Here is a 22560-nt window from a genome sequence, read left to right on the forward strand (position 1 = left end):
GGCCATTGACTGTCGCATCCCTCATTTCTGCTGGCTGGCGAACCCCGTGGCGCTTTGTATAGTGCCGCTGAATATTAATCAGGTTTGACAGGAGTACCCATGGAGATGAATTCGCGTGCTCTTCGCGCACTGGCACTGCTGGGCGCCTTGCTGGCTGGCAGCACGCCCGTGCATGCTTCCGAGACCCTCAATACCATTCTGGGTGGCGGCGCAGGCGGTGTAGCGGGCACCATGATCGGTAAGGAGCTGGGTGGCGATACCGGTGCGCTGGTGGGGGCGGCATTGGGCGGTGCTGCTGGTGGGGCTGCGACGGCCAACAAGGGCAACAAGAATGAAGCGGCCCTTGGCGGCGCGGTGGGGGCGCTGGGTGGTGCCGCCATCGGCAAAAGTGTCGGTGGCGATACCGGGCAGCTGATCGGCGCCGGGGTCGGCGGGGCGAGCGGTTCGGCCATCGGTGCCAAGACGGGCGATGGCCACAAGAGCCAGGATCGCTATTACGATGATGACGACGATCATCACCATCACAAGCACCACAAGAAGTACAAAAAGCATAAGAAGCACAGATGGCATGACGACGATTGATGCGTGTGCAGTGAGTGCGGAAGATGCAAAACGGGGCCTGTTGGTCCCGTTTTGCATGGTGTGGTCACTCGATTTTACGGTTACTCGTTCGTGCGGTTACACCAGCCGGTGCTGGCGGCGACCGGCGGCAAAGGCGTTGATGTTGTCGATCAGCTGATCGGCGAGACGCTGCATCGACTCTTCGCTGGCCCAGGCCACATGGGGGGTCAGAATGAAGTGGGGGTATTGCAGCGCTTTCATCAAGGGATGGTTGGGGGGCGGGGGTTCGACGCTCGCCACATCGAAACCGGCACCACCGAGGCGGCCATTGGCCAGCGCTTGCAGCAGCGCCTCCTCATCCACCAACCCACCGCGGCCGACGTTGATCAGCAGGGCGCCCGGTTTCATCAGATCCAGCTCCCGCTCGCCAATCAGGTTGCGGGTGTAGGGGGTGAGCGGGCAGTGCAGGCTGATGACGTCCGAACTTTGCAGCAACTCGTCGAGGGGCAAGCGATCCTCGTCGTGACTGGCGCCGACCTGGCTCTGGGCGTAACGCACTGTCATCCCCATCCCTTTGGCCCGCTCGCCGAGCGCCTGACCGAGGGTTCCTTTGCCGATGATGCCAAGCTGCTTGCCGTGCAGATCCATGATGTTGTGGTCGAAGAAGCAGAATTGGCCGCTCTGTTGCCAGCGCCCCTCCAGCAGCGACTGGCGCCAGCAGAAGAGGTTGCGCGACAGGGCCAGCATCAGCGCCATGGCGTGCTCCGGCACCGAGGGGCCCGAGTAATTGCGGATATTGCACACCCCGACGTTGGCGGCGCGGCACGCTTCCAGATCCACGTTGTCGCTGCCGGTTGCGGCCAGCGCGATGAGTTTGAGCTCTGGCAGCTGGGCCAGTTCGGCGGCGCCGATCCGTACCTTGTTGATGATAGCGATGCTGGCATCTTTGAGCCGTTCCACCACCTGTTCCGGGGTAGTACTTGGATAGCTCTGCCAGTGGTGGGGGAAGTCGGGGTGATGCAGGGTGATGCCCGCATCCAGGGTATCGCTGTCGAGAAACACAATCTGCTGCATGGGCCTTCCTGCCATTGTTCAGGTTCGAGAGGCCATGATGCCAAAGAGGATGCAGTCAGGGCCAGCCTGCCGCTGTGTCATGGCTGGGCTTTATCCGGCAGATGTGAGCTTGCGCGCTTTATTGCGCCACGCTAGCGGTCGGTTTAGAGCCAGCCCAGATGGTTGAGCCAGCCCTGAATGCGGGTGGGGGTCTCCTCCAGCTCCATCAGGGCGTAGGGGCGATAGTTGAGCTTGTTGCTGCGCCGGCTCTCGCTTCTGCGGGCCTCGGCGGCCAGCAGGGGCCAGCGACCGCCATCCTCCTGATAGAGGTCCAGGGTGGGGATGGCCGCCTGAGCCACCTGTTTGGCCAGGGTCTGGTTGCTCTGCTGATTGGGGAAGAAACCATCGAGCAGCACCAGCGCGTCGGGGGCGGGCAACTGTTCGCTGGCGATGAGGTTGGCAGTCCAGGCAGCGCCGGTACCTTGCGCCAGGATCAGCTTGAAGCCCCCCTCCTGCAGCTTGGCATCGGCCAGCTTGCTGATCCGCTCGGCAAACTGCTTGCGAAACTCATCGCTGTTTTTCGCTTTTTTCTCGGCGGCTGGGTCCAGTTCGGTCTGTTGGGGGGAGGGCAGCAGCAGCAGGGTATCAAAGCCCAGTCGGCCGAGGGCGCGAGTCAGTTGCCACAGCTGGCCGCTGCGCTGCCAGTCGGGCAGTAAAATGGCGAGCCCAAGATAGTTTTCACTGTCGTGTTTGGCGAACAGCACCGTCTGCTTGTCGATCTGGGTGGCATCGGGTAGCCCTTTCCAGTCGCTCGCTTGCCAATGGTCGAGGGGCATAGGTTCGGCAACGGGGGGCGCAACCTCACTCGCCTCTGCCCCATGGCCAGCCAGCAAGGTCAATAACAGCAGTGATAAGGATAATCTGGCCATAGTGTGCTCCCCCGGTTATCTGGGTTAGCGGCGGCGGCGGGATTTTCTGAAGGCGGGCGATGTGATGGCAACTCGGAGACAATAAAAAAGCGAGCCGTTGGCTCGCTTTTTTGCAATCAATTCAAAGCGGTCAATTAGTTGACGCGACGCTTGAATTCACCGGTGCGGGTATCGATTTCGATCTTGTCACCGATCTCTACGAAAGCGGCAACAGCCAGCTCGTAGGTAGTGCCTTTCAGGCGGGCAGGCTTGGTCACTTTACCGGAGGTGTCGCCACGGGCAGCCGGTTCGGTGTACTCAACTTCGCGCACGATGGTGGTCGGCAGTTCTACGGAGATGGCTTTCTCGTTGTAGAAAGTCACTTCGCAGATGTCTTCCATGCCGTCTACCAGGTAGTTCAGCACGTCACCCAGGTTGTCTTTCTCTACGTCGTACTGGTTGTACTCGGTGTCCATAAAGACATACAGGGGGTCGGAGAAGTAGGAGTAGGTGCACTCTTTACGCTCCAGCTGAACAACGTCCAGCTTGTCGTCGGCCTTGAAGACGGTCTCGGTGGCGCTGCCGTTCAGCAGGCCTTTCAGCTTCATTTTGACCACGGCGGAGTTACGGCCGGATTTGTTGAATTCAGCCTTCTGGACCACCATCGGCTCGGTGCCGATCATGACTACGTTACCAGCGCGGATTTCCTGAGCGGTTTTCATGTAAAAAATTCCTGTTCGTGAAACGGACGGATAAAAACTGCCAGATTATATACGGCTTTCCAGAAATTTCACCAACCTCGTGACGAGATCCCCATCCCGGAGCAGCTTCTGTGACCAGAGTCGCCCATGTTGCTGCCAAATCGCGCTGTATTGCGGCCACTGGGCCCAGAGTACGCGGCAATCTTCACCACGGTTGAGCGCCAGATTGAAGCGGCGCAGCCATTGGGCGCAATCGGCAGGCAGATCAGCAAGATAGTGGTCGAGGAACTGCTCCAGCTTGACCAGATGGGCCTCCTCCTCCTGTTGGTAGATGTGCCAGAGGAAAGGACGGGCGGCCCACTGGGCCCGCACGAAGGAGTCCTCCCCGCGTACCAGATTGAGATCGCAGCTCCACAGCAGTCGATCGTAACCGGCCTGATCGGTCATCGGCAGCAGCTTGATGGTGAGGTTGCCCGAGTGGAGCAGATCCCCCGCTTGGGCGGTGGTGATGGCCCCTTCAAGGCTCGCGCCGCGCAGCACATCTTGCAGCGAGCGCCCCAGCGGCAGCAGCAGGGTGACGGGCGTGGCGCTCTGGCACCAGCTCTCGACCAGACTTTGCAGCGCATCGCTCTCGTAGGTAAAGAGGCTGACCCGCAGCTCGTGCTCTTGTTTGGGCGGCAAACCGAGGCTGGCCCAGTAGGCTGCCAGTCCCGCATCATCTTGCTGCCACTGCTCCCGTTCGGCGATGAGGTCGTGCTCGCACAGGAGACCGCCGGTTTTAGCGGTAAAGCCCGGGAAGAAGAAGTATTTGTTGAGGCTCTGGTTGCCAGCTCGCTGTGGCGAGGCGAGGCCGTGGCAATCATCGACCCAGCTCTCCGCCGAGAGGTACTCCAGATTGATCCAGCATGGGGGGCTGGGTTGGCTCGCCATCAGCTCTATGAAGGGGGCGGGCAACTCGCAGGCAAAGGCCTCGATCACCACCTTGGCCGGTGCCATGTCGCTCGGCAGGGTCTCATGCCAGTGCTGGATATAGATGCCTTCGACCCACTGGCCATCCTGCGCCGGGTCGAGCCCGGGGCAGATGCGGGCGAAACTTGCCAGATCGTCCACCCAGAGTCGCACCTGAACCTCATCGCCATGTGCCGCAATATTCCCCTCCCGTTTTAGCTGGCGGGCGAGTCGCCAGGTGACACCGATGTCGCCGAAGTTATCGACGACGCAACAGAAGATATCCCAGTCAAACGGGGGCAGGTGAGTGGTCATGGCTCGGGATCCCAGATGCAAAAAAACCGGTGCGCAGGGTAGCACACCGGTTGACTGGCTTCTAACCGTCAGCGCGTGACGGTCGCTGCGGCAGCTTACTCCTTGCCGTAGACGTTGTTCTCTTGCTCGCGAACCCGGATAAAGGTGGTGCGTGCTTTGTTCAGCTCTTCAGCTGGCTGTAAAGCAGATGAACCAAGTTTATTCCTTACCGTAGACGTTGTTCTCTTGCTCGCGAACCCGAATAAAGGTGGTGCGTTTGGTCAGCTCTTTCAGCTGGCTGGCTCCGACGTAGGTACAGGTGGAGCGCACGCCGCCCAGAATGTCGCGCACGGCGTTCTCGACCGGGCCGCGGTAGGGCAGCAGCACGGTTTTACCCTCGGAGGCTCGGTACTCGGCGACGCCACCGGCGTGCTTGTCCATGGCGCTGGAGGAGCTCATGCCGTAGAACTTCATGAAGGGTTCGCCGTCTACATCGACGATCTCGCCACCGCACTCTTCGTGGGCTGCCAGCATGCCGCCCAGCATCACGAAGTCGGCGCCGCCGCCGAAGGCTTTGGCGACGTCGCCCGGGCAGGTGCAGCCGCCGTCACCGACGATCTGGCCGCCGAGGCCGTGGGCCGCGTCGGCACACTCGATGATGGCGGAGAGCTGCGGATAACCGACACCGGTCTTGACGCGAGTGGTGCAGACCGAGCCCGGGCCGATGCCGACCTTGACGATGTCGGCGCCGGAGAGGATCAGCTCTTCGACCATCTCGCCGGTCACCACGTTGCCCGCCAGAATGACGTGGTTGGGGCAGGCTTCACGAATCTTGCGTACGAACTCAACGAAGTGTTCGGAGTAGCCGTTGGCCACGTCGACACAGATGAAACGCAGCGCTTCGGACATGGCGAGGATTTGGCGGGTCTTGGCGAAATCTTCAGCCGAGGTGCCGGTGGAGACCATCACATGGCCCAGCAGCGCCGGATCGGTCTCGTTGACGAAAGCTTGCCACTGCTCAAGGCTGTAGTGCTTGTGTACCGCGGTCATCATCTCGAAACCGGCCAGCGTGCGCGCCATGGCGAAGCTGCCGACGGTATCCATGTTGGCGGCGATAACGGGTACGCCTTGCCATTGGGTCTGAGTGTGTTTGAAGGTGAACTGACGGGTCAGGCTTACTTGGGAACGGCTCTTGAGAGTAGAGCGCTTGGGGCGGAACAGGACATCCTTGAAACCGAGCTTCAAGTCTTCTTCGATACGCATTACAAATTCCTTATTGAGCCTTGTTGAAAGTCACTTTTGCAGTGGCAAATTTTCGGCAGGCGCAAAAAAACCGGTGGTTTTCAGGCCCTCCGGTTTACAACAGTGTAGGCAAAAATCCCTTCAGAACAAGACTGATAATTTGTAAATCCTTGTGGTAGCCTTTGGCGTCACAACCTGAGGTTAACCACCAGTTTCATCCAGCACCGTTCGGTGCCTTGCTCTCCTTCGATATTCCCGCCCGCTTGGGCCGCCGTTCGGCCACTCTTTGTCGTCTCTCTCCTGACCCGCCAGATATTATCCAAGTAGCTGAAATAAATCGGATTGACCCACAATGGGACTGTGGTAGATCTGGGCGCAGGATTGACAAGGCAGGGCAGTAAAATGGGCAAGATGATGGTGGGGATCACCCTGATGCTGGCACTGTGTGGCAGTGCGCTGGCTGAGACCCCGACCAGCTATGGCTGGATCGAGAAGGGGCTTATTTTGCCTACCGGCGTGGCGGTGAAGATGAAGCTCGACACCGGGGCGCTCACCTCTTCCCTCGATGCACGCTCCATCACCAGATTCAAACGGGATGGCAAGCCCTGGGTGCGCTTCATGCTGGTGGTGACCGATGCCGACAGCGGCAAGCTGGTCAAACAGCAGTTCGAGCGGCGGGTCGAGCGCAGCGTGACGGTGCGCGGGGCGGGCGGTATGGAGCAGCGGCCAACGGTGACTATGTCCATCTGTCTGGGGGACAAGGTGTATGAGGAGTGGTTCACCCTGCGGGATCGCAGCAAGATGATCTATCCGGTGCTGCTGGGCCGCCGCCTGCTGGCGGAGCTGGGCCCAGTGGATTCCAGTCGAACCTTTACCGTGCAGCCAGATTGTCATTGAAAGTAAAGAGCCCGCATCGCGGGCTCTTTACTTATCGCTTATCTTGCCGGCGGGAGTGGGAGTAACACGCTCACCTCCAGCCCCCCTTCCGCCCGGTTGTGGACATCGAGGTCGGCGCCGTGCAGCTGGGCAATGCGCGAGACGATGGCCATGCCGAGACCCACGCCATCCCCCTGCTGGGGATTGACCCGAAAGAAGCGTTCATACAGCCGGGGCAAGGCGCTGGCGGGAATGCCGGGGCCGTTGTCACTTACATCCACCCTCACCCGGTTGCCCTCTCGCTGAACCCGCACCCTGATCTCGCCCTCCGGCTGAGTGTAGCGCAGCGCATTGTCGATGAGATTACTGAACAGCAGTTCGAGCAGGGTGGCCTGCCCCATCACCAGCTGCGGCAATTCACACTCCAGCGACAGCTGCTGATCCTTCTTGAGGGCAATGGGAGCCAGGGTCGCCAGGGTGCCTTGCAGCAGATGGCCTATCTCCAGCTCGGTCAATACCAGCCCCTGCTGGTTGTCGATACGGGCCTGGGTCAGCAGCTGGCGGATCAGCCGATCGCTGCGATCGAGGGCCTGCAGCATCTTGTGCAGGGATTGCTGGCGGCTGGCGTCATCATCGGCCGCAAGGGCATTTTCACTGTGGATCCGCAGCACCGCCAACGGGGTGCGCAGCTCGTGGGCCGCCTCGTTGGTGAACTGCTTCTCCCGCTCTATGGTCTCTGCCAGCGCCTGCATCAGCCGGTTGATCTCGTTGGTGAGGGGGGTCAGCTCCTGAGCGCTTATCTTGAGGCTGAGCGGGCTCAGGTTGGCGGGGTGACGTTCACTGATGGCCTGGGCCAGCTGACGCAGGGGGGCCAGCCCGCGGGTGATGAGCCACCAGAGCAGGGCCAGCAGGAAGGGTAGGGTGATCAGCAGCGGCAGCATGGTGAGGGTGGCCATCTTGCTGGCCAGTTCGCTGCGCTCGTCGTCCCGCTCGGCCACCACCAGCCAGGTCTGCTCCTGCTGGTTGTAGAGAGTGAAGGTGCGCCACTGGTGATTATCTTTTTTGACCGTGTCGAAGCCGATGGCCAGGGTGACCAGCGGCTGTTCCGGGGCGCTGGGGGCGCGCAGCAGCAAGCCGCCCTTTTCATCGAGCAGCTGGAAGTAGAGATTGCGTTCGAACTCGTGACCGTAGGGGGTGATCTCCCGATCCTCGCCGGTCAGGTTGAGGCTGGGGTCTTTTTGCCACTCATCGGGGTTCTGCGCCTCCCACTCCTGATAGACGGTGCCGTTGGCGGGCAACTGCTCCTGCTGGGCCATATAGCGGGCCAGCAGCTGGTTGGTGATGCGGGCCGACTGGGCGAGGCGGGCATCAAACAGCTCCTCCATTTCGTGGCTCGCCTCCATGTAGCCGATAAAGGCGCTGATGGTGAGGCTCAGACTCACCAGCGTCAGGATACCGGTGAGTAGAAAGCGGCGAATGGAGCGCGGGCGTTTCATCGTGCGGGTGTCCGGCTTGGCTGTTCGAGCTGGGGAATGATGTAGCCGACCCCGCGAATATTGCGGATGAGGTCGCTGTAGAACTTTTTGCGCAGATGGTGGATATGCACCTCTACCGCGTTGCTCTCGGCGCCTTCATCCCAGCCGTAGAGGCTCTGTTGCAGCTGATCCTTGCTCAGCACCCGGCCGCTCTGGCTGATCAGCTCCTGCAGCAACTTGTATTCGTGGGGGGTGAGTTTGACCGCCTCGCCCTGATAGGTGACCTGCTGGGATTCTGGATAGATGAGGATGTCGCCATACTCCAGTACCGCCTGAGCCTGCCCCTTGCTGCGGCGAACGAGGGCGCGCAGGCGTGCGTTGAGCTCCTGCAGGGCGAAGGGCTTGACCATGTAGTCGTCGGAGCCGGCATCGAGGCCAACCACCCGATCGTCCAGCGCATCGCGGGCGGTGAGGATCAGCACCGGCAGCTGGTGTCCTTCACGCCGCAACTTGCGCAGCAGGCTGAGGCCGTCGATGTCGGGCAGGTTGAGATCGAGGATCAGGGCGGCGAACTCGTCGCTCTTGAGGGCTGCCAGAGCGGGCAACCCCTGTTGCAGCCAGTCCACCGTATAGCCGCTATGGCGCAGTGCATCCTGCATACCATCCCCCAGCATCACATCATCTTCTACCAGCAGGATCCGCATTCTTTTCTCCCTGTTTGTTGGGTGTGGCGATCTGGCTCAGCGCCAGGGCGTGCCGTGGCATAAACAACCCTGCCCACCAGTATGCAAGCTGGTGGGCAGAGTTTAAATAGTTCTTTGATCCATCAGGGTTTTATAGCTTGGCCAGCCGATCGCGGATCTCCATTCTGCGCCCTTCGTCGGCCACTTCGCGACCTGGGCGGGCCGGGGCTGCCAGCGCCTTGTCGAGGTAGGTTTTGGCCTCGGCCTTGCGACCCTGATCCAGCAGGAAGTCGCCATAGAAGAAGTTGGGGTCGATGCCATCGGGATTGATGGTCAGCGCCTGCTTGAGCAGTTGCTCTGCCTTTTCGTCATCGCCAAAACCGACCGGCCAGCCGGGCACCTGATAGTAGAGGGAGCCCAGGCTGGTATAGGCGGAGCCGTCCAGCGCCTTGGGATCCTGCTTGAGCGCAAGCTCCAGCTTGGCTTTGGCCTCTTTCACCAGCCCCAGCGCTCCCAGCCCGCCCTTGGCCCCCGCCCAGGTGCTCTTGACGATGGCCGACCAGATCAGCAGATCAGCGCGAAAGGGCTCCTTGGCGCTGGCCGCTTCGGCCTGGGTGCTCAAGGTTTCGAGGCAGCTCTCTTTCGCCTTGCCGCTCTGTTGATACTGGCAGACGGCCCACTGTTGTTGGATGGGGGTGAGGGCATCATTCGAGGCCATGGCTGAGGTGGATCCCAGCAGGATGGCGATGGCACAAGAGGTCACGGATTGACGGAAAAAATTCATATTAATGCTCCTTCTTGGTCGGGATCGGGTGGGACAAGTCTGGTTGTGGCGCACTGTTGGCGCCGGCATCAGCCGTCCCTGGCTGAAGATGACGGGCATAACGTTTGATGATCGGCAGCTGTCTGGCCAGCGCCTTGTCGACGATGCCGGGCAGCAGGGCATTGAGCCGCACGAACAGTTTTTCCGGCCAGCCGAGCCAGCTGCGGCGGGTTTCGTTGCACAGGGCGATGACCGCCTCTTCGGCCACCTCCTGCGGGCTGTCGGTCTGGGTGCCGAGCGCCGCATTCATCTCGTAAGCGGCCTCAGAATTGAGCTTGGTGCGGGTGGCGCGGGGGGCAAAGTGCAGCACCTTGATACCACTCCCCTCCAGCTCCCGTCCCAGCGCTTCGCTAAAGCCGCGCAGGGCAAATTTGCTGGCGCAGTAGACGCTGTAACCGGGGTAGCCGATGCTGCCCAGGCTCGACCCCATGTTCATGATGATCCCCGGCTTGCGCATGGTTGGCAGCAGGGCACGGGTGAGCTGGATGGGCGCCTCGATATTGAGCAGCAGCTGGCGCTCCACTTGCTCGAAGCTCTGATCTTCCAGCCAGGCAAACTGGTTGCAGCCAGCGTTATTGATCAGGATGTCGATCCCGTCCTCCAGCGCTGGGTGTTGCAACAGCTTCGCCCGCTCCTGCGCAGAGCCGAGGTCGGCGAGCACCACCTGATGGCGCTCGGGATGAGGCAGTGACTTGCACAGCCGCTCCAGCGTCGGGCCGCGACGTCCGTGCAGCAGCAGGTGTGCCCCCTGGGCGGCCAGCTCCTGCGCCAGCTCCTCACCTATGCCACCGCTGGCGCCGGTGAGCAGCACGAGTTTCCCTTCAAGGTTCATGGTATGGATTCCCTTTTTGCTGTCTGCTGCCGACTTACGGTGTGGAGGTGAGGTTGTAGAGCATCTCGCCGTAGAGGCGATAGACCACCTTGGCCCCGTGGATGATGGCGGCCTGATCCGCCGGACTCTCGACCTTATCCATCAAGGATTCAAAGAACTTGAGGTGCTCCTGATCCAGGGCGCCGTGGGAACTCAGGTAGCTCATCGCCTGGGGTGGCAGGCCGAGACCCTTTTTCAGCTGGTCGGCGACGGTGAGGGCGATGGCCACGCTGGTGCCTTCCAGTACCTGCACCATGCCGAAGAAGCCCATGGGGTTGCCGCGCTGGATCTGGTCGTAGAGGAAGGCGACCATCAGCTCGATGGGCAGCCCAGGCTGGCCGTGGCGCACCGCCTCGGCATCACCGCCACAGGCGCGGATATCGCTTAAGATCCACTCCTGATGGCCATACTCCTCGTCGATGTACTCGGCAATGGCGCCGCGCACCCACTCGTACTCCTGACCCAGCTTGCCGCCGGTTGCCATCAGCAGTGGAACTGTGTGGCGCACGTGGTAGTAGGCCTGCGCCAGAAAGGCGAGATAGGTGTCACGGCTGATATCGCCACGGCGGCAGGCTTCGATGATGGGGGCGTTGAACAGATGCTCACGCTCCTGAGCAGTGGCTTGTTGCAGAGTCTGGTAGAAGCTCATGACGATTCTCCTGTAAGGCATTGGCTGATTTGCCGGGAAAAGTGTTGGTAAATCTCGTTGCGACGGGGGCGCCCGTTGGCGGTCAGCAGGCCGGGATGTTGATCCAGCGCCACCGGCAACCAGTGGTGCAGCCGGGCGTAATCGGGCAGCCGCTGGTTCAGACCGGCGATCTGGCGTGGCAGATCCGCCTCTTTGCCCGGCAGGGGCTGGATCAGCGCCACGTTGGCAGGCTGACCATCGCCAAACACCACGATGCGTGCGATGGCGGGGCAGAGCTGGGCCTCGGCTTCCACCCACTCCGGTGAGAAGTTGCGGCCAAAGGCGGTGACCTGGACATTCTTCTTGCGCCCGGTGATATGGAGGTAGCCCTCATCATCCAGATGACCCAGATCGCCTGTGGCGATCTGCATGGCAGAAGGTTCGCCAGTGGCAATCTGTTCGGGAGTTGGTTCGTTGCTGCCGAGATAACCCAGCATGGCGCTGCCGCTCACCATAATTTCGCCGTCGCTGGCGATGGTGACCTGACAGTGGGGCAGGGGGCGGCCGACGCTGCCGGGCTTGTCAGCATCCGGGCTGTTGAGCGCCACCACGGAGCCGCACTCCGAGAGGCCATACCCCTCATATACCGGCAGGCCGAGCTGACGGGCGTGTTTGATCAGGTCGGGGGCCACCTTGCCGCCACCGACGGCAATAAAGCGCAGGCTCTTGAGCTGCTGGGCCAGCGTCGGGGTGCTGGTGCAGAGCGCCAGCAGCAGGCGCAGCAGTTCGGGCACCAGCACCAGACTGTGGGTCGACCAGCGCAGCAGGCCTTCCCCCAGCATGGCTGGATTGAGCGTACTGGATCCGGTGAAACCGAGCTCCCCGAGGGGCGGAATGCGGCTGCAGGCGCCGGTCAGCAGCGGCACATAGAGGCCGGTGATGTTCTCAAGCAGGGTCGCCAGCGGCAGCAGGGTGAGGTGTTTTTCCACCTTGGCTGGCGCGACCCGCTCGGCCAGCGCATGGCTCACCGCTATCATCTGGGTCAGTGACAGGCAGACGCCCTTGGGCTGGCCCGTGGTGCCGGAGGTGTAGGTGATCTTGGCGGTGCCCTTGGGCAGCGCCGGTCGATTGGTCGGGGTATGGCGCCAGAGCGGTAGCTCGCCGGTGATCAGCGAGATCGGTTCGGCGGCATGCCACCCCTGATGATGTGGGCCCACCAGCGCATCGGCGCCGCTGCTCTCCAGCAACCAGGCCTGCTGGGCCTGACTGAAGAAGTGGGGCACCGGAATGACCACGATACCGGCGCGGGTGCAGGCGAGATCCAGCAGCGCCCAGGGCAGGCCGTTGTCCAGTTGCAGCGCCAGACGGCTGATGTCGAGCTGTTGCAGCTGGCTGGCCAGACGCTGGATCTGTTGCCACAGGGTCTGGTAATCGAGACGCTGCTGGTTGCTCAGCAGCGCAGGGGATTGCGGATGCTCGTGGGCATGTTTGGCGATGGCGTCGAACAGGCTCATTGGGCGCACCTTTTTTGATGGGGCTGGTTATCACTGCTCTTGCCAGCATCGTCAAACAGGGTTGGCATGGGGGCCAGCAGATTGAGCAGCAGGCTGCGCTGGGCCAGCACCTCGCGCCCCTGATTGATGTCGCCCACCATCACCTTGGGTTGGCAGCGGTAGTACTCACCCCAGGCATCGGCATCGGCTCCCACCTGATGGGCCTGTGCGGGGGCCAGCTCCACCGGGTTGAGTTGCAGACGGGCAAAGCTGTTGCGCAGCTTGGCAGTGCCGGTAAAGACCACGTAGTCGAGGGCGTTTTCACATAGCAGACGACACAGGGCCGCAAACATCAGGCGGGCATTGCCCGGTTCGCTGCAGGCCAGATTGCCCACTTCGATAATGCGGTTGCGTGCCGGATAGACCCCGAGGCGGGTGTTGATGGCGGCCTCGATGGGTTGCTCCAGATACTGTTCCAGATAGAGAGGCCCCTCACTGGCATGATTGAGACCACAGGCACCGACCAGCGTCCCGTCCGCCCGATAGAGCCCCAGCAGGCAGGGGAGGAAATGGGGGATGCGGGCGTTGAACTCGAGGGTATAGGCGGCCTGGATATAGGTTTGCAGTGCCATGACCTGCTGCGGGGACTTGGCTAGCAGCAATCGGTAGGGGGCCTGGATCTCGATGGTCATGGGTGACTCCTTCTCTTGCGATGGTTTGAGAGTAAAAGGGCAAACTTAAGAAACCCTTAAGGAGCAAAAAAAGTTGTCAGCGACGCGACGGGCAGGCAATCTGCGCCGCTGTTATCCAACAGGAAGCCCCCAAGAGGAATAGCCATGTCATCCACCGTCAGCTGCCCCCTGTGTGCCAGCCATCGCAGTTATCCCCTGCCGGTGGCGGGCAAACGCTATCATCGCTGCCTCGCGTGCGAGCTGGTCTGGCTGGATGAGGCGGATCATCTGGATGAGGCGGCGGAGAAGGCGGTCTACGACGGCCACGATAACCAGGTTGATGATCCCCGTTATCGCACCTTTCTGATGCGGGCATTTGGCGAGGTACTGAGTCGGGTGCCAACTCCTGCCAGTGGTCTCGATTTTGGCTGCGGTCCCGGCCCTGCGCTGGTGGCGATGGGGCGTGAGGCGGGTTACGACATGGTTGGATATGATAAGTTCTATGCCGACTTTCCCGAGTTGCTGACGCGTCAGTATGACTTCATCACCAGTACCGAGGTGATCGAGCATATCGCCGAGCCGCGCACGGAGCTGGCGCAGTTGTGGGATTGCCTCAAGCCGGGCGGTGTGCTGGTGCTGCAAACCCAGCGGGTGCTCAGTGACGAGCGGTTTAAAAACTGGCGTTATCGCCACGACCCGACCCACATCGTCTTCTTTGCCGAGGCATCGTTTCAGGTGTTGGCCGCTCGCTGGCAGGCCGAGCTCAGCTTCCCCCACGCAGATGTGGCGGTGTTCACCAAACCTGAACAGGGTGTATTCATTTGATCATGGATTGGGCATGCTGATCGCCTGACTTCTGGAACGGATGCCCTGTTTTCATGTCCATACCCCACCTCTCACTGCAGGATGCCCGTCATCTGCAACTGGCGGCGCAAGGGCTGCTGGCCCCCCGTCGCAGCAAGGCGACCCCCGCCGATCTGCTGGCCACCATTCGCCGCATGGCGCTGCTGCAGATCGATACCATCTCGGTGGTGGCGCGCAGCCCCTATCTGGTGCTCTTTAGCCGGCTTGGCCAGTACGAACCGCGTTGGCTGGAGCAGCTGCTGGCCGACGGCGAGATCTTCGAATATTGGGCCCACGAGGCCTGCTTTGTACCCCGCGAGGATTACCGGCTGCTGCGCCACCGGATGCTCGACCCTGCCGCCATGGGGTGGAAGTTTTCGGCCAACTGGCTCGCTACCCATCAGCAGGAGATTGGCCAGCTTATCGAACGCATTCGTCAGCACGGCCCGGTGCGGGCGGCTGACTTTGAACGCACAACCGGCAAGGGGAACGGCTGGTGGGACTGGAAACCGGAAAAGCGCCATCTGGAGGTATTGTTTACCACCGGTCAGCTGATGGTGCGGGAGCGGTGCAACTTTCAGCGGGTCTATGACCTGGCCGAGCGGGTGCTCCCCGAGTGGTGTGATGAGCGGGATCTGCCGAGCATCGAGCAGGCGCAGCGGGATATGGTGTGCGCCAGCTGCCGGGCGCTGGGGCTGGTCAAAACTGGCTGGGTTGCGGACTACTACCGGCTGCGGCGCGGCAAATATGACGCCTTGCTCCATCAACTGGCGGACGAGGGTGAACTGTTGCCGGTACGAGTGGAGGGATGGCAGCACGGCGCCTTTGTGCACGCCTCGCTGGCCGATGAGCTGGCAAGGGCACAGGCGGGCACCCTCAAGGCAACCCATACCACCGCCTTGTCGCCGTTTGACCCGCTGGTGTGGGATCGCAAACGGGCCAGTGAGTTGTTCAACTTCGACTATCGCATCGAGTGCTATACCCCGGCCCCCAAGCGCCAATACGGTTACTTCGTGTTGCCCTTGCTCCATCGTGGCCTGCTGGTGGGCAGGATGGATGCCAAGGCCCATCGCCAGCAGGGGATCTTCGAGATCAAGAGCCTCTATCTGGAAGCCGGTGTGAGAGTGACCCGCACGCTTGCACAGGATCTGGCGAAAGCCCTGCAAAAGCTGGCTGACTGGCACCAGACGCCGCAGCTCCGTTATGGTGCCATTCCGGCCAATTTGCTGGCGTTGTGGCATGAAAGCGCCCCTGCAAAGTGAGATCTATCCCTTCTGGGCTAAGCTGCAAGAGTGATAAACAGTCCGGGAGCGGGAGATGACACGAGCGGCAACATGGTGGGCGGGATTGGCGATGGCTATCTTGTCCCCCGCGCTATGGGGGCAAGAGCCGCCAGTGAAGATCTGTCTGGGGGAGGGCAACGAGTGGGCCCCCTTTACCTACTGGGAGCGCAAGGACGGTGTGCCCGATACCAGCCGCCTGACCGGTTCGGCGACGACGCTGGTGCTCGATGCATTGCAACAGAGCGGGCTCTCGCACCAGATCCGCTATCTGCCCTGGGCGCGGGTGCAGCAGGAGCTGGCGGATTATCGCCAGAATGGTCTGTGCGAGCTGACCTGGGATGCCAGCTACAAGCCGGAGCGGGCCGAGTTTGCCTTCTACAGCGTGCCCCTCTACTACACACACCTCGGTTTCTTCTATCTCAAGCGCCGCTACCCCGAACCGCCGGATCTGCAGACGGTCAATCGTTCCCGGGTGTGCGGGGTGATAGGCTACAACTACACACCCTACGGGCTTGCGCAGGAGCCACGCAGGGTCAAGCAGTTGCAGCAGGCGCTCGATATGCTGGAGCGGGATCGCTGCGACTTTCTGCCAAGCGAAATCGAACCTCTGGTGGCAGGCATCAGCCTTGGCATCTACCGCAGCGAGAGCGGGTTGCTCAATCTCGCCCTGCCCAGCCGCAAGGGATTCTATCTGCTGGTGAGCAAGGGTTCCCCCCGCGGTCACCAGCTGGTGAACATCCTCAATCAGTCGCTGGTGGCGTTTCAGGAAGGGGGGCATACGGATGAGGTGATGCGCCGCTTCTTGCCGCCGATGGAGTAATAGCGAAGGGTTGCTGTCATTCAGGGGGCGCAGATAAACAGAGGGCCAGCCGGTGCAAACCGGCTGGCCCTTTTTTACGTGAGAGGCTGTCAGGCCGCCAGACGGGTCAGTACCTTCACCAGCAGCTCGATGCGCGGGGCAATGCTGGCCAGATCCAGATACTCCTCGTCACTGTGGAAACCGGCACCGATGGGGCCCAGACCATCCAGAGTGGGGATGCCGAGGGCGGCGGTCAGGTTGGCATCGGAGCCGCCCCCCACCTCCTGCCAGCTGATCGGCAGCCCCAGTTCGGCGCCACACTCCTCCACCAGCTGCATCAGTGCCTGGGTGCCCTCTGACGGCACCATGGCCGGTTTGTGGGCCTCGCGGGTCAGCTGGATGGTGACACCGTCCAGATGCGGCCGCTCGGCCAGGGTCAGCAGATGATCGTCGATCTGGTGGTACTCCTGATTGTCCCAGAAACGGACGTCTACCACAGCGCTGGCATGGGCCGGCACTATGTTGGCGCCATTGCCCCCCTCGACAATGCCGATGTTGAGGGTGGTGCCGCTCTCGAAGTTGGTCAGGGCGTTGATGGCCAGGATCCAGTGGCCCAGCTCGGTGATGGCGCTGCGCCCCTTCTGCGGTTCGTTGCCCGCGTGAGCCGCCTTGCCGGTGAAGTCGATGCGATAACGGGCCATCCCCTTGCGCGCCTTGACCAGCGAGCCATCGGCGCGGGCCGCTTCGGCCACCAGCACCTGTTTTGCCTGTTTGGCCACCGTTGCCAGCCAGTCGCTGGAGTGCAGGGAGCCAATCTCCTCATCCGGGTTCATGCAGACGCAGATGCTCAGGCGATCGCGCACCTCGCGGGGCAGTTCACGCAGGGCATAGACGATGTTGAGCAGGCCGGATTTCATGTCGGAGACACCGGGGCCGTAAGCGCGCTCACCATCGATGCTCATCGGGCGGGTGGCGGCGGTGCCGACCGGGAAGACGGTATCCATATGACCGATCAGCATGATGTCGATCTGCTCGGCCTGCGGCTGGTTGCGGATCTCCAGTCCGACCCCGGCGATGCCGCAATCGACCCGCTTGATCTGCCAGCCGCCCATCGCCTCATATTTGGCGGCCATCAGGTCGGCCACTGCCGCAATGCCGGGCTGGTGCAGGGATCCGCAATCCAGATTGATCAGGGGGGCCAGTTCGGTCAGGTATTGATCCAGAGAAAAAGTCATTGCTTGCTCCACTATCAGGTTCGGGTCAGAGAAGGATGTTCATCACCAGCATGGCGCCGAAGGCGTTGAGTACCGAGATGGCGACCATGATGGGGATATAACGCCCTTCGGTGCCGATGCAGCCGAGGATGCGGCCCATGTACTGCACCTGGGAGCCCATCAGGTAGATGGCTGGCGCCAGAATGGCGATGTGAGTGCCGTTGAGGATCCCCTGATCGAACAGGGTGATGACCACACCGACTGCACCGCCCATCGACATCCAGGCGCCGATCAGCACGGCTGCCGCCTCACCGGGCAACCCGAAGATGGCCATGATGGGGGAGAAGATGGCGCCCATGGCATCCAGCGCGCCGGTGATCTGCAGCGCCTTGATGATGACGAAGGCCATCAGTACGTTGGGTACGGTGGAGGTGGTGGCGATAACCCAGCCCTTCTTGGCCCCTTCGACGAAGATATCGGTGACGATGGGTTTCTTGATGTTGGCCTGGCTCATTTGGCTTGCTCCTGAGTGTTGAGGGTCTGCTGGGTGTTGTTATCGGTCTGCTTGCCTTCGCTCATATTGAGGTAGACCCGGAACAGGTTGGCCCCGACAAATTTGAAGGCGAACATCACGATGACAGCCAGACCGATGGAGGAGCTGACCGCCGGGCTGCCATCTGCCAGTGTCAGGGTGAACAGCACGGCGCCGGAGGAGAAGAAGTTGACGATGGTGGCACCAGCGGAGAACTGGAACATGGTGAATACGTCGGTTTCACGCTTGGTGATGAGCCCTTCATCCTTGAGCTGACGAGTCATGGCGGCACCGGCATCGGTACTCTGCAGGGAGGCGATAAGGGCGAGGCCGGTGTTGCCCGGGATCCCCATCAGCGGGCGCAGCAGCGGGGTCAGCAACTTGCGGGCCGCTTCCAGCGCACCGTAGTGTTCCAGCACATTGATCATGCCGAGGGCGAACATAACGGTGGGGATCAGGGTCAGGGCGAACAGAAAGCCGTCTCTCGCCCCGTTGCCCCCCTTGCCGCGCATGTCGGTCATGGCGGTCTTGATGCCGTCACCATTCTCGCTGACGCTCTGGACCATGGTGCCGAACGAGCCGTTCAGCGTGGTGAAATCGAATACCCCGTACCACTCGCCGGATTGCAACAGTCCGGAGAAGAAGACCACGGCGAAGGCCAGTGCCAGGTAACTGCCTATGCTCACCGAGCGTGTTTTGTCTGTCATTAGCTAGCTCCATATGAATAATTATTTAATCTGAATAATTATAATTGATATGGATATCACTAAATTGATGGTGGTCAAAATGGTTTGCTACAAATGACGAATGTATTGGGGTTATGTGACTGCGATCGCCATATGCTTGGACGATAATCTGGTTTTTATCGAATTATTTGAGTGAGTAAAAAGCAGAGGCGGGATAGCGGGGCAATAAAAAACCGGGCACGAGGCCCGGTTTGCTCAATCAGTCAGATGTGATTACTGGAGTACCAGCACCATCAGCAGGCCGACGGTAATGGCAGATACCAGGAAGGCAAAGCCATAAAATACATAGTGGTGCAGCTTGGTGGTGTGGATCCCCAGATCGTGCAGACCGTGGTAGATACGGTGCATGCCGTGCCAGACTGGCAGGGCGATGATCACCAGCAGGATGCAGGCACCCCACCAAGAGCTGGCGAACGCGTGCACGCGGTCATAGCTCATGGTTTCCACGTCCATGATGCCCATGGGCACCAGCAGACCGGTGATGAGGACAATGACCGGCAGCAGCATGGCAACGACCATGCCACCCGCACCAAACAGACCCCAGTAAATTGGTTCGTCAGAACGTCTCATTGTTTTCTCCTCAGGCCACGATGATCAGGACAAGCAGGGACACCACCGCCAGCGCCACATACTGGGCGAGAACGATCGGCTTCTCCGGTACCAGGTCTTCACCACGGAAGATACGCATGGCTTTCGGCGCCAGGGCGAACCAGGTTTTGGCATGGAACAGGCACGCCGCCAGAGCGACGACATGGAACAGGATGGCGATCGGGCTTTGCAGGGATTCCAGCCAGCCGTTGAACGCTTCCTGACCCTGAACCAGGCGCATCAGGCCCCACATCAGCACAACGGCGTAGATGGAGACGAAGATACTGGTGCCTTCACGGATCATGTAACCGGTGTAGAAGGCGTTCTTCAGCCACCAGTCTTTCTTCATTTCGCGGACGTAAGGTTTACGTTTGCTATCAGTGTTGTTCATGGTCTCAATCCTGCTCTCAATCTGGCTTGAACATGGCGATCATGTAGTCCTTGGCGCTTTCGACCTTGCCAAGCTGGATGGCCGCCGCCGGATCGACGCCCTTCGGGCACACTTCGGAGCAGTAGCCCACGAAGGTACAGCCCCAGACGCCTTCGTCCTGGCTGATGATGCGCATACGCTCTTTGGCACCAGCATCACGGTTGTCGACGTTGTAGCGATAGGCCAGAGCCAGTGCCGCCGGACCGGTGAACTTCTTGTTGATGCCGTACTGCGGGCAGGCTGCGTAGCAGAGACCACAGTTGATGCACTGGGAGAACTGCTTGTACTGCGCCATCTGGGCCGGAGTCTGGATGTACTCGCCATCACACAGGCTGCGAGGCTCGCTCGGGATGATGTACGGCTTGATGCTCTCCAGCTTCTCGATGAAGTCGGACATGTCGACCACCAGATCGCGCTCGATCGGGAAGTTGTTGAGCGGCTCGACGGTCATCTTGCCCGGCAGATAGTCGCGCAGGAACGCCTTGCAACCCAGCTTGGGCACACCGTTGACCATCATGCCGCAGGAGCCGCAGATCGCCATCCGGCAGGACCAGCGGAAGCTCAGGGTAGAGTCCAGGTGATCCTTGATGTACTGCAGGGCGTCCAGCAGAGACATCTCTCTCTGGTATGGCACCTGGAAGGTTTGCATCCAGGGCTCGTTATCCTGTTCCGGACGGTAGCGCAGGATCTCAATTTCAATCATCTCAGCCATTCTTCTTAGCCTCGTCTTGTTTCTCACCCTCGGAGCCGTACACGCGTTTTGCCGGCTGGGACTTAGTGATCTTCACATCGGAGTAATCGATGGAGGGCGTTTCGCCATTTTTGTAGAACGAGAGCGTGTGCTTGAGGAAGTTCACGTCATCGCGCTCTTCGTAACCATCCAGACGCTGGTGGGAACCGCGGGACTCTTTACGATTGATGGCGGAGTGCGCCATGGCTTCAGCCACGTCCAGCATGTAACCCAGTTCGATGGCGTACAGCAGATCGGTGTTGAAGACAGAGGACTTGTCGTTGATCTTGACCTTCTTGTAACGGGCTTTCAGCTCGTTGATCTTGTCGATGGTGCCCTGCATCAGCTCTTCGGTACGGTAGATACCGACGCCGGCTTCCATGGACATGCCCAGTTCGTTGCGGATGTCTGCCGGGTTTTCGGTACCGTCTACGTCCATCAGGGAGAGGTGCTGCTTGATGAGCGCCTCGGCCTTGGCGGCCAGCGCTTCGGTATTGCCATGCTTCTGAGTCTTGGCAAATTCACCTGCCTGCTCACCGGCCAGCTTGCCGAATACCACGATCTCGGACAGGGAGTTGGAACCCAGACGGTTGGCACCGTGCAGACCGACGGAGGCACATTCGCCCGCGGCGTAGAGGCCGGGCAGACGGGTGGCACACTTGTTGTCAGTCTCGATACCACCCATGGTGTAGTGGGCAGTCGGACGTACCGGGATAGGCTCTTTGGCCGGATCCACGTTGACGTAGGCTTTGGCCAGTTCGCAGATGAACGGCAGACGCTCTTTCAGGTACTTCTCGCCAAGGTGACGCAGGTCGAGGTGAACCACATCGCCCATCGGGCCCTGAATGACGCGGCCTTTCTGCTGCTCTTGCCAGAATGCTTGGGAAACGCGGTCGCGCGGACCCAGTTCCATGTATTTGCTCTTCGGCTGGCCGATCGGGGTTTCCGGGCCCAAGCCGTAGTCTTGCAGGTAGCGGTAGCCATCCTTGTTCAGCAGGACGCCACCCTCACCACGACAACCTTCGGTCATCAGGATGCCGGTGCCCGGCAGACCGGTCGGGTGATACTGGACGAACTCCATATCACGCAGCGGTACGCCGTGACGGTAGGCCAGTGCCATGCCGTCGCCGGTGACGATGCCACCGTTGGTGTTGTAGCGATAGACACGGCCAGCACCGCCGGTTGCCACGATCACGGATTTGGCCTGGATGAAGCGGGTGATACCGTTCTGGATGTCGAAGGTCAGTACGCCCTGGACACGGCCGTCGTCCACGATCAGATCAAGACAGAAATGCTCGTCGAAGCGCTTGATGCTCGGGTATTTGACGGAGGTCTGGAACAGGGTGTGCAGAATATGGAAACCGGACTTGTCTGCGGCGAACCAGGTACGGGGAACCTTCATGCCACCAAACGGACGCACGTTGGCTTTACCATCCGGCTTGCGGCTCCAGGGGCAACCCCAGTGCTCCAGCTGGATCATCTCTTTGGTTGCGTTGTTGACGAAGTATTCCACTACGTCCTGCTCGCACAGCCAGTCACCACCGGAGACGGTGTCGTTGAAGTGGTTTTCGAGGGAGTCGTCATCACGGACGACACCGGCGGCGCCGCCTTCGGCAGCAACCGTGTGGCTGCGCATCGGGTAAACCTTGGAAATCAGGGCGATGTCCAGGTCTGGCTGTGATTCGGCTATAGCGATAGCGGCGCGTAAGCCGGTACCGCCAGCACCGATGATGGCCACATCGGTCTTGATAATATCCACATCTGCCTCCTTAGGGATAGATTTGCTGGGCACGATTTTGCTCTATGAAAAAAATTCAGGCTTGATGCAAGTCAAACTGCTAGGTTTTATTCCCTTTTTATTGGTTATTTTTCTATAAAACACCCAAATCCCTGGATGAAAATGTCGTTATTATCGTCATTTTTTGGTGTTACTGAGCAGTTGAACACCTAGCTACGAGCACTTTAACTTCTGGATTGTACGTAGTTTTCTTTCAATAAAATGCGAATCACCTCTCTTTTTAGGTACTCGCGAAAAAAATTTTAAGTTTTTTATTGTAATTTTTTAATGAGAATTATTGGCATTCATCTATTCGGATAGAAATAGGTAATCCGAAATGCTGCGGTGACTACGGAGGTGATCTGATAATTCCAGACGAATTACAAGGATT

24 protein-coding genes are annotated in these 22560 nt (G+C 60.4%); 5 read left to right on the forward strand and 19 right to left on the reverse strand.

The features are described 5' to 3' along the window. Positions 1-99 precede the first annotated feature (99 nt). Positions 100-582 (forward strand): YMGG-like glycine zipper-containing protein, encoded by a 483-nt coding sequence (locus ACB042_RS09935; protein ID WP_323876055.1) that lies wholly within the window; start codon positions 100-102, stop codon positions 580-582. 96 nt (positions 583-678) lie between these two features. Here the strand turns inward: ACB042_RS09935 and ACB042_RS09940 are convergent, their stop codons facing one another. From ACB042_RS09940 to ACB042_RS09960, 5 genes are all read right to left on the reverse strand, one after another. Then, a complete protein-coding gene (locus tag ACB042_RS09940; RefSeq protein ID WP_279505654.1) occupies positions 679-1635 on the reverse strand; it encodes a D-2-hydroxyacid dehydrogenase in 957 nt (318 codons plus the stop codon). A gap of 143 nt (positions 1636-1778) precedes the next feature. Beyond that, complete coding sequence (locus tag ACB042_RS09945; RefSeq protein ID WP_144714433.1) at positions 1779-2543, reverse strand: DUF3530 family protein; 765 nt, start codon at positions 2541-2543, stop codon at positions 1779-1781. Positions 2544-2677: 134 nt separating this feature from the next. After that, on the reverse strand, positions 2678-3244 hold the full coding sequence (gene efp, locus ACB042_RS09950) for an elongation factor P (RefSeq protein ID WP_005362323.1): 567 nt from the start codon (positions 3242-3244) through the stop codon (positions 2678-2680). Positions 3245-3289: 45 nt separating this feature from the next. Continuing rightward, positions 3290-4486, reverse strand: coding sequence for an elongation factor P maturation arginine rhamnosyltransferase EarP (gene earP / locus ACB042_RS09955; RefSeq protein WP_371178328.1), 1197 nt, complete (start codon positions 4484-4486; stop codon positions 3290-3292). 198 nt (positions 4487-4684) lie between these two features. Beyond that, positions 4685-5728 (reverse strand): GMP reductase, encoded by a 1044-nt coding sequence (locus tag ACB042_RS09960; RefSeq protein ID WP_005348017.1) that lies wholly within the window; start codon positions 5726-5728, stop codon positions 4685-4687. Positions 5729-6109: 381 nt separating this feature from the next. Between ACB042_RS09960 and ACB042_RS09965 the strand changes: the two genes are divergently transcribed. After that, positions 6110-6604, forward strand: coding sequence for a RimK/LysX family protein (locus ACB042_RS09965; RefSeq protein WP_081990717.1), 495 nt, complete (start codon positions 6110-6112; stop codon positions 6602-6604). Between the two features lie 38 nt (positions 6605-6642). On the opposite strand, the gene ACB042_RS09970 is transcribed toward ACB042_RS09965, so the two are convergent. From ACB042_RS09970 to ACB042_RS10000, 7 genes are all read right to left on the reverse strand, one after another. Next, positions 6643-8079, reverse strand: a complete 1437-nt coding sequence (locus ACB042_RS09970) for an ATP-binding protein (RefSeq protein WP_371178329.1) — start codon at positions 8077-8079, stop codon at positions 6643-6645. After that, on the reverse strand, positions 8076-8762 hold the full coding sequence (locus ACB042_RS09975; RefSeq protein ID WP_005335091.1) for a response regulator: 687 nt from the start codon (positions 8760-8762) through the stop codon (positions 8076-8078). The genes ACB042_RS09970 and ACB042_RS09975 overlap by 4 nt, the downstream gene beginning before the upstream one ends. A 130-nt stretch (positions 8763-8892) precedes the next feature. Beyond that, complete coding sequence (locus ACB042_RS09980) at positions 8893-9525, reverse strand: tetratricopeptide repeat protein (RefSeq protein WP_236284757.1); 633 nt, start codon at positions 9523-9525, stop codon at positions 8893-8895. 1 nt (position 9526) lies between these two features. Further along, positions 9527-10396 carry an SDR family oxidoreductase gene (locus ACB042_RS09985; protein ID WP_371178330.1) on the reverse strand — a complete coding sequence of 290 codons (870 nt, stop codon included), beginning with the start codon at positions 10394-10396 and terminating at the stop codon, positions 9527-9529. 34 nt (positions 10397-10430) lie between these two features. After that, the gene (locus tag ACB042_RS09990; RefSeq protein WP_371178331.1) at positions 10431-11084 is read right to left on the reverse strand and encodes a TenA family transcriptional regulator; all 654 of its coding nucleotides are present in this window, start codon (positions 11082-11084) and stop codon (positions 10431-10433) included. Next, the gene (locus tag ACB042_RS09995) at positions 11081-12577 is read right to left on the reverse strand and encodes an AMP-dependent synthetase/ligase (RefSeq protein ID WP_371178332.1); all 1497 of its coding nucleotides are present in this window, start codon (positions 12575-12577) and stop codon (positions 11081-11083) included. The genes ACB042_RS09990 and ACB042_RS09995 overlap by 4 nt, the downstream gene beginning before the upstream one ends. After that, complete coding sequence (locus tag ACB042_RS10000) at positions 12574-13248, reverse strand: thermostable hemolysin (RefSeq protein WP_100645294.1); 675 nt, start codon at positions 13246-13248, stop codon at positions 12574-12576. Before ACB042_RS10000 ends, ACB042_RS09995 begins: the two co-directional genes overlap by 4 nt. A 144-nt stretch (positions 13249-13392) precedes the next feature. Between ACB042_RS10000 and ACB042_RS10005 the strand changes: the two genes are divergently transcribed. From ACB042_RS10005 to ACB042_RS10015, 3 genes are read left to right on the forward strand one after another with little or no spacing between them, the layout of a single operon-like run. After that, positions 13393-14052, forward strand: a complete 660-nt coding sequence (locus tag ACB042_RS10005; RefSeq protein WP_371178333.1) for a class I SAM-dependent methyltransferase — start codon at positions 13393-13395, stop codon at positions 14050-14052. A gap of 53 nt (positions 14053-14105) precedes the next feature. Beyond that, on the forward strand, positions 14106-15332 hold the full coding sequence (locus ACB042_RS10010) for a winged helix-turn-helix domain-containing protein (RefSeq protein WP_371178334.1): 1227 nt from the start codon (positions 14106-14108) through the stop codon (positions 15330-15332). 55 nt (positions 15333-15387) lie between these two features. Next, a complete protein-coding gene (locus ACB042_RS10015; RefSeq protein WP_371178335.1) occupies positions 15388-16173 on the forward strand; it encodes a substrate-binding periplasmic protein in 786 nt (261 codons plus the stop codon). Between the two features lie 89 nt (positions 16174-16262). On the opposite strand, the gene ACB042_RS10020 is transcribed toward ACB042_RS10015, so the two are convergent. The 7 genes from ACB042_RS10020 to frdA form a co-directional block, all read right to left on the reverse strand. Further along, positions 16263-17387 (reverse strand): M20 family metallopeptidase, encoded by a 1125-nt coding sequence (locus tag ACB042_RS10020; protein ID WP_335811858.1) that lies wholly within the window; start codon positions 17385-17387, stop codon positions 16263-16265. Between the two features lie 25 nt (positions 17388-17412). Continuing rightward, positions 17413-17880 (reverse strand): YjiG family protein, encoded by a 468-nt coding sequence (locus ACB042_RS10025; RefSeq protein WP_058059223.1) that lies wholly within the window; start codon positions 17878-17880, stop codon positions 17413-17415. Then, positions 17877-18605, reverse strand: coding sequence for a nucleoside recognition domain-containing protein (locus ACB042_RS10030; RefSeq protein WP_005335061.1), 729 nt, complete (start codon positions 18603-18605; stop codon positions 17877-17879). Before ACB042_RS10030 ends, ACB042_RS10025 begins: the two co-directional genes overlap by 4 nt. Positions 18606-18857: 252 nt before the next feature. Next, the gene (frdD, locus tag ACB042_RS10035; RefSeq protein ID WP_040066869.1) at positions 18858-19214 is read right to left on the reverse strand and encodes a fumarate reductase subunit FrdD; all 357 of its coding nucleotides are present in this window, start codon (positions 19212-19214) and stop codon (positions 18858-18860) included. 10 nt (positions 19215-19224) lie between these two features. Further along, positions 19225-19623 carry a hypothetical protein gene (locus tag ACB042_RS10040; protein ID WP_005335058.1) on the reverse strand — a complete coding sequence of 133 codons (399 nt, stop codon included), beginning with the start codon at positions 19621-19623 and terminating at the stop codon, positions 19225-19227. Positions 19624-19639: 16 nt separating this feature from the next. Then, positions 19640-20374 carry a succinate dehydrogenase/fumarate reductase iron-sulfur subunit gene (locus ACB042_RS10045; RefSeq protein ID WP_005335057.1) on the reverse strand — a complete coding sequence of 245 codons (735 nt, stop codon included), beginning with the start codon at positions 20372-20374 and terminating at the stop codon, positions 19640-19642. Beyond that, positions 20367-22151, reverse strand: coding sequence for a fumarate reductase (quinol) flavoprotein subunit (gene frdA, locus ACB042_RS10050; protein ID WP_005335056.1), 1785 nt, complete (start codon positions 22149-22151; stop codon positions 20367-20369). The genes ACB042_RS10045 and frdA overlap by 8 nt, the downstream gene beginning before the upstream one ends. Positions 22152-22560: the final 409 nt, after the last annotated feature.

Source organism: Aeromonas sp. S13(2024), from assembly GCF_041402405.1.
Classification (GTDB): domain Bacteria; phylum Pseudomonadota; class Gammaproteobacteria; order Enterobacterales; family Aeromonadaceae; genus Aeromonas; species Aeromonas veronii.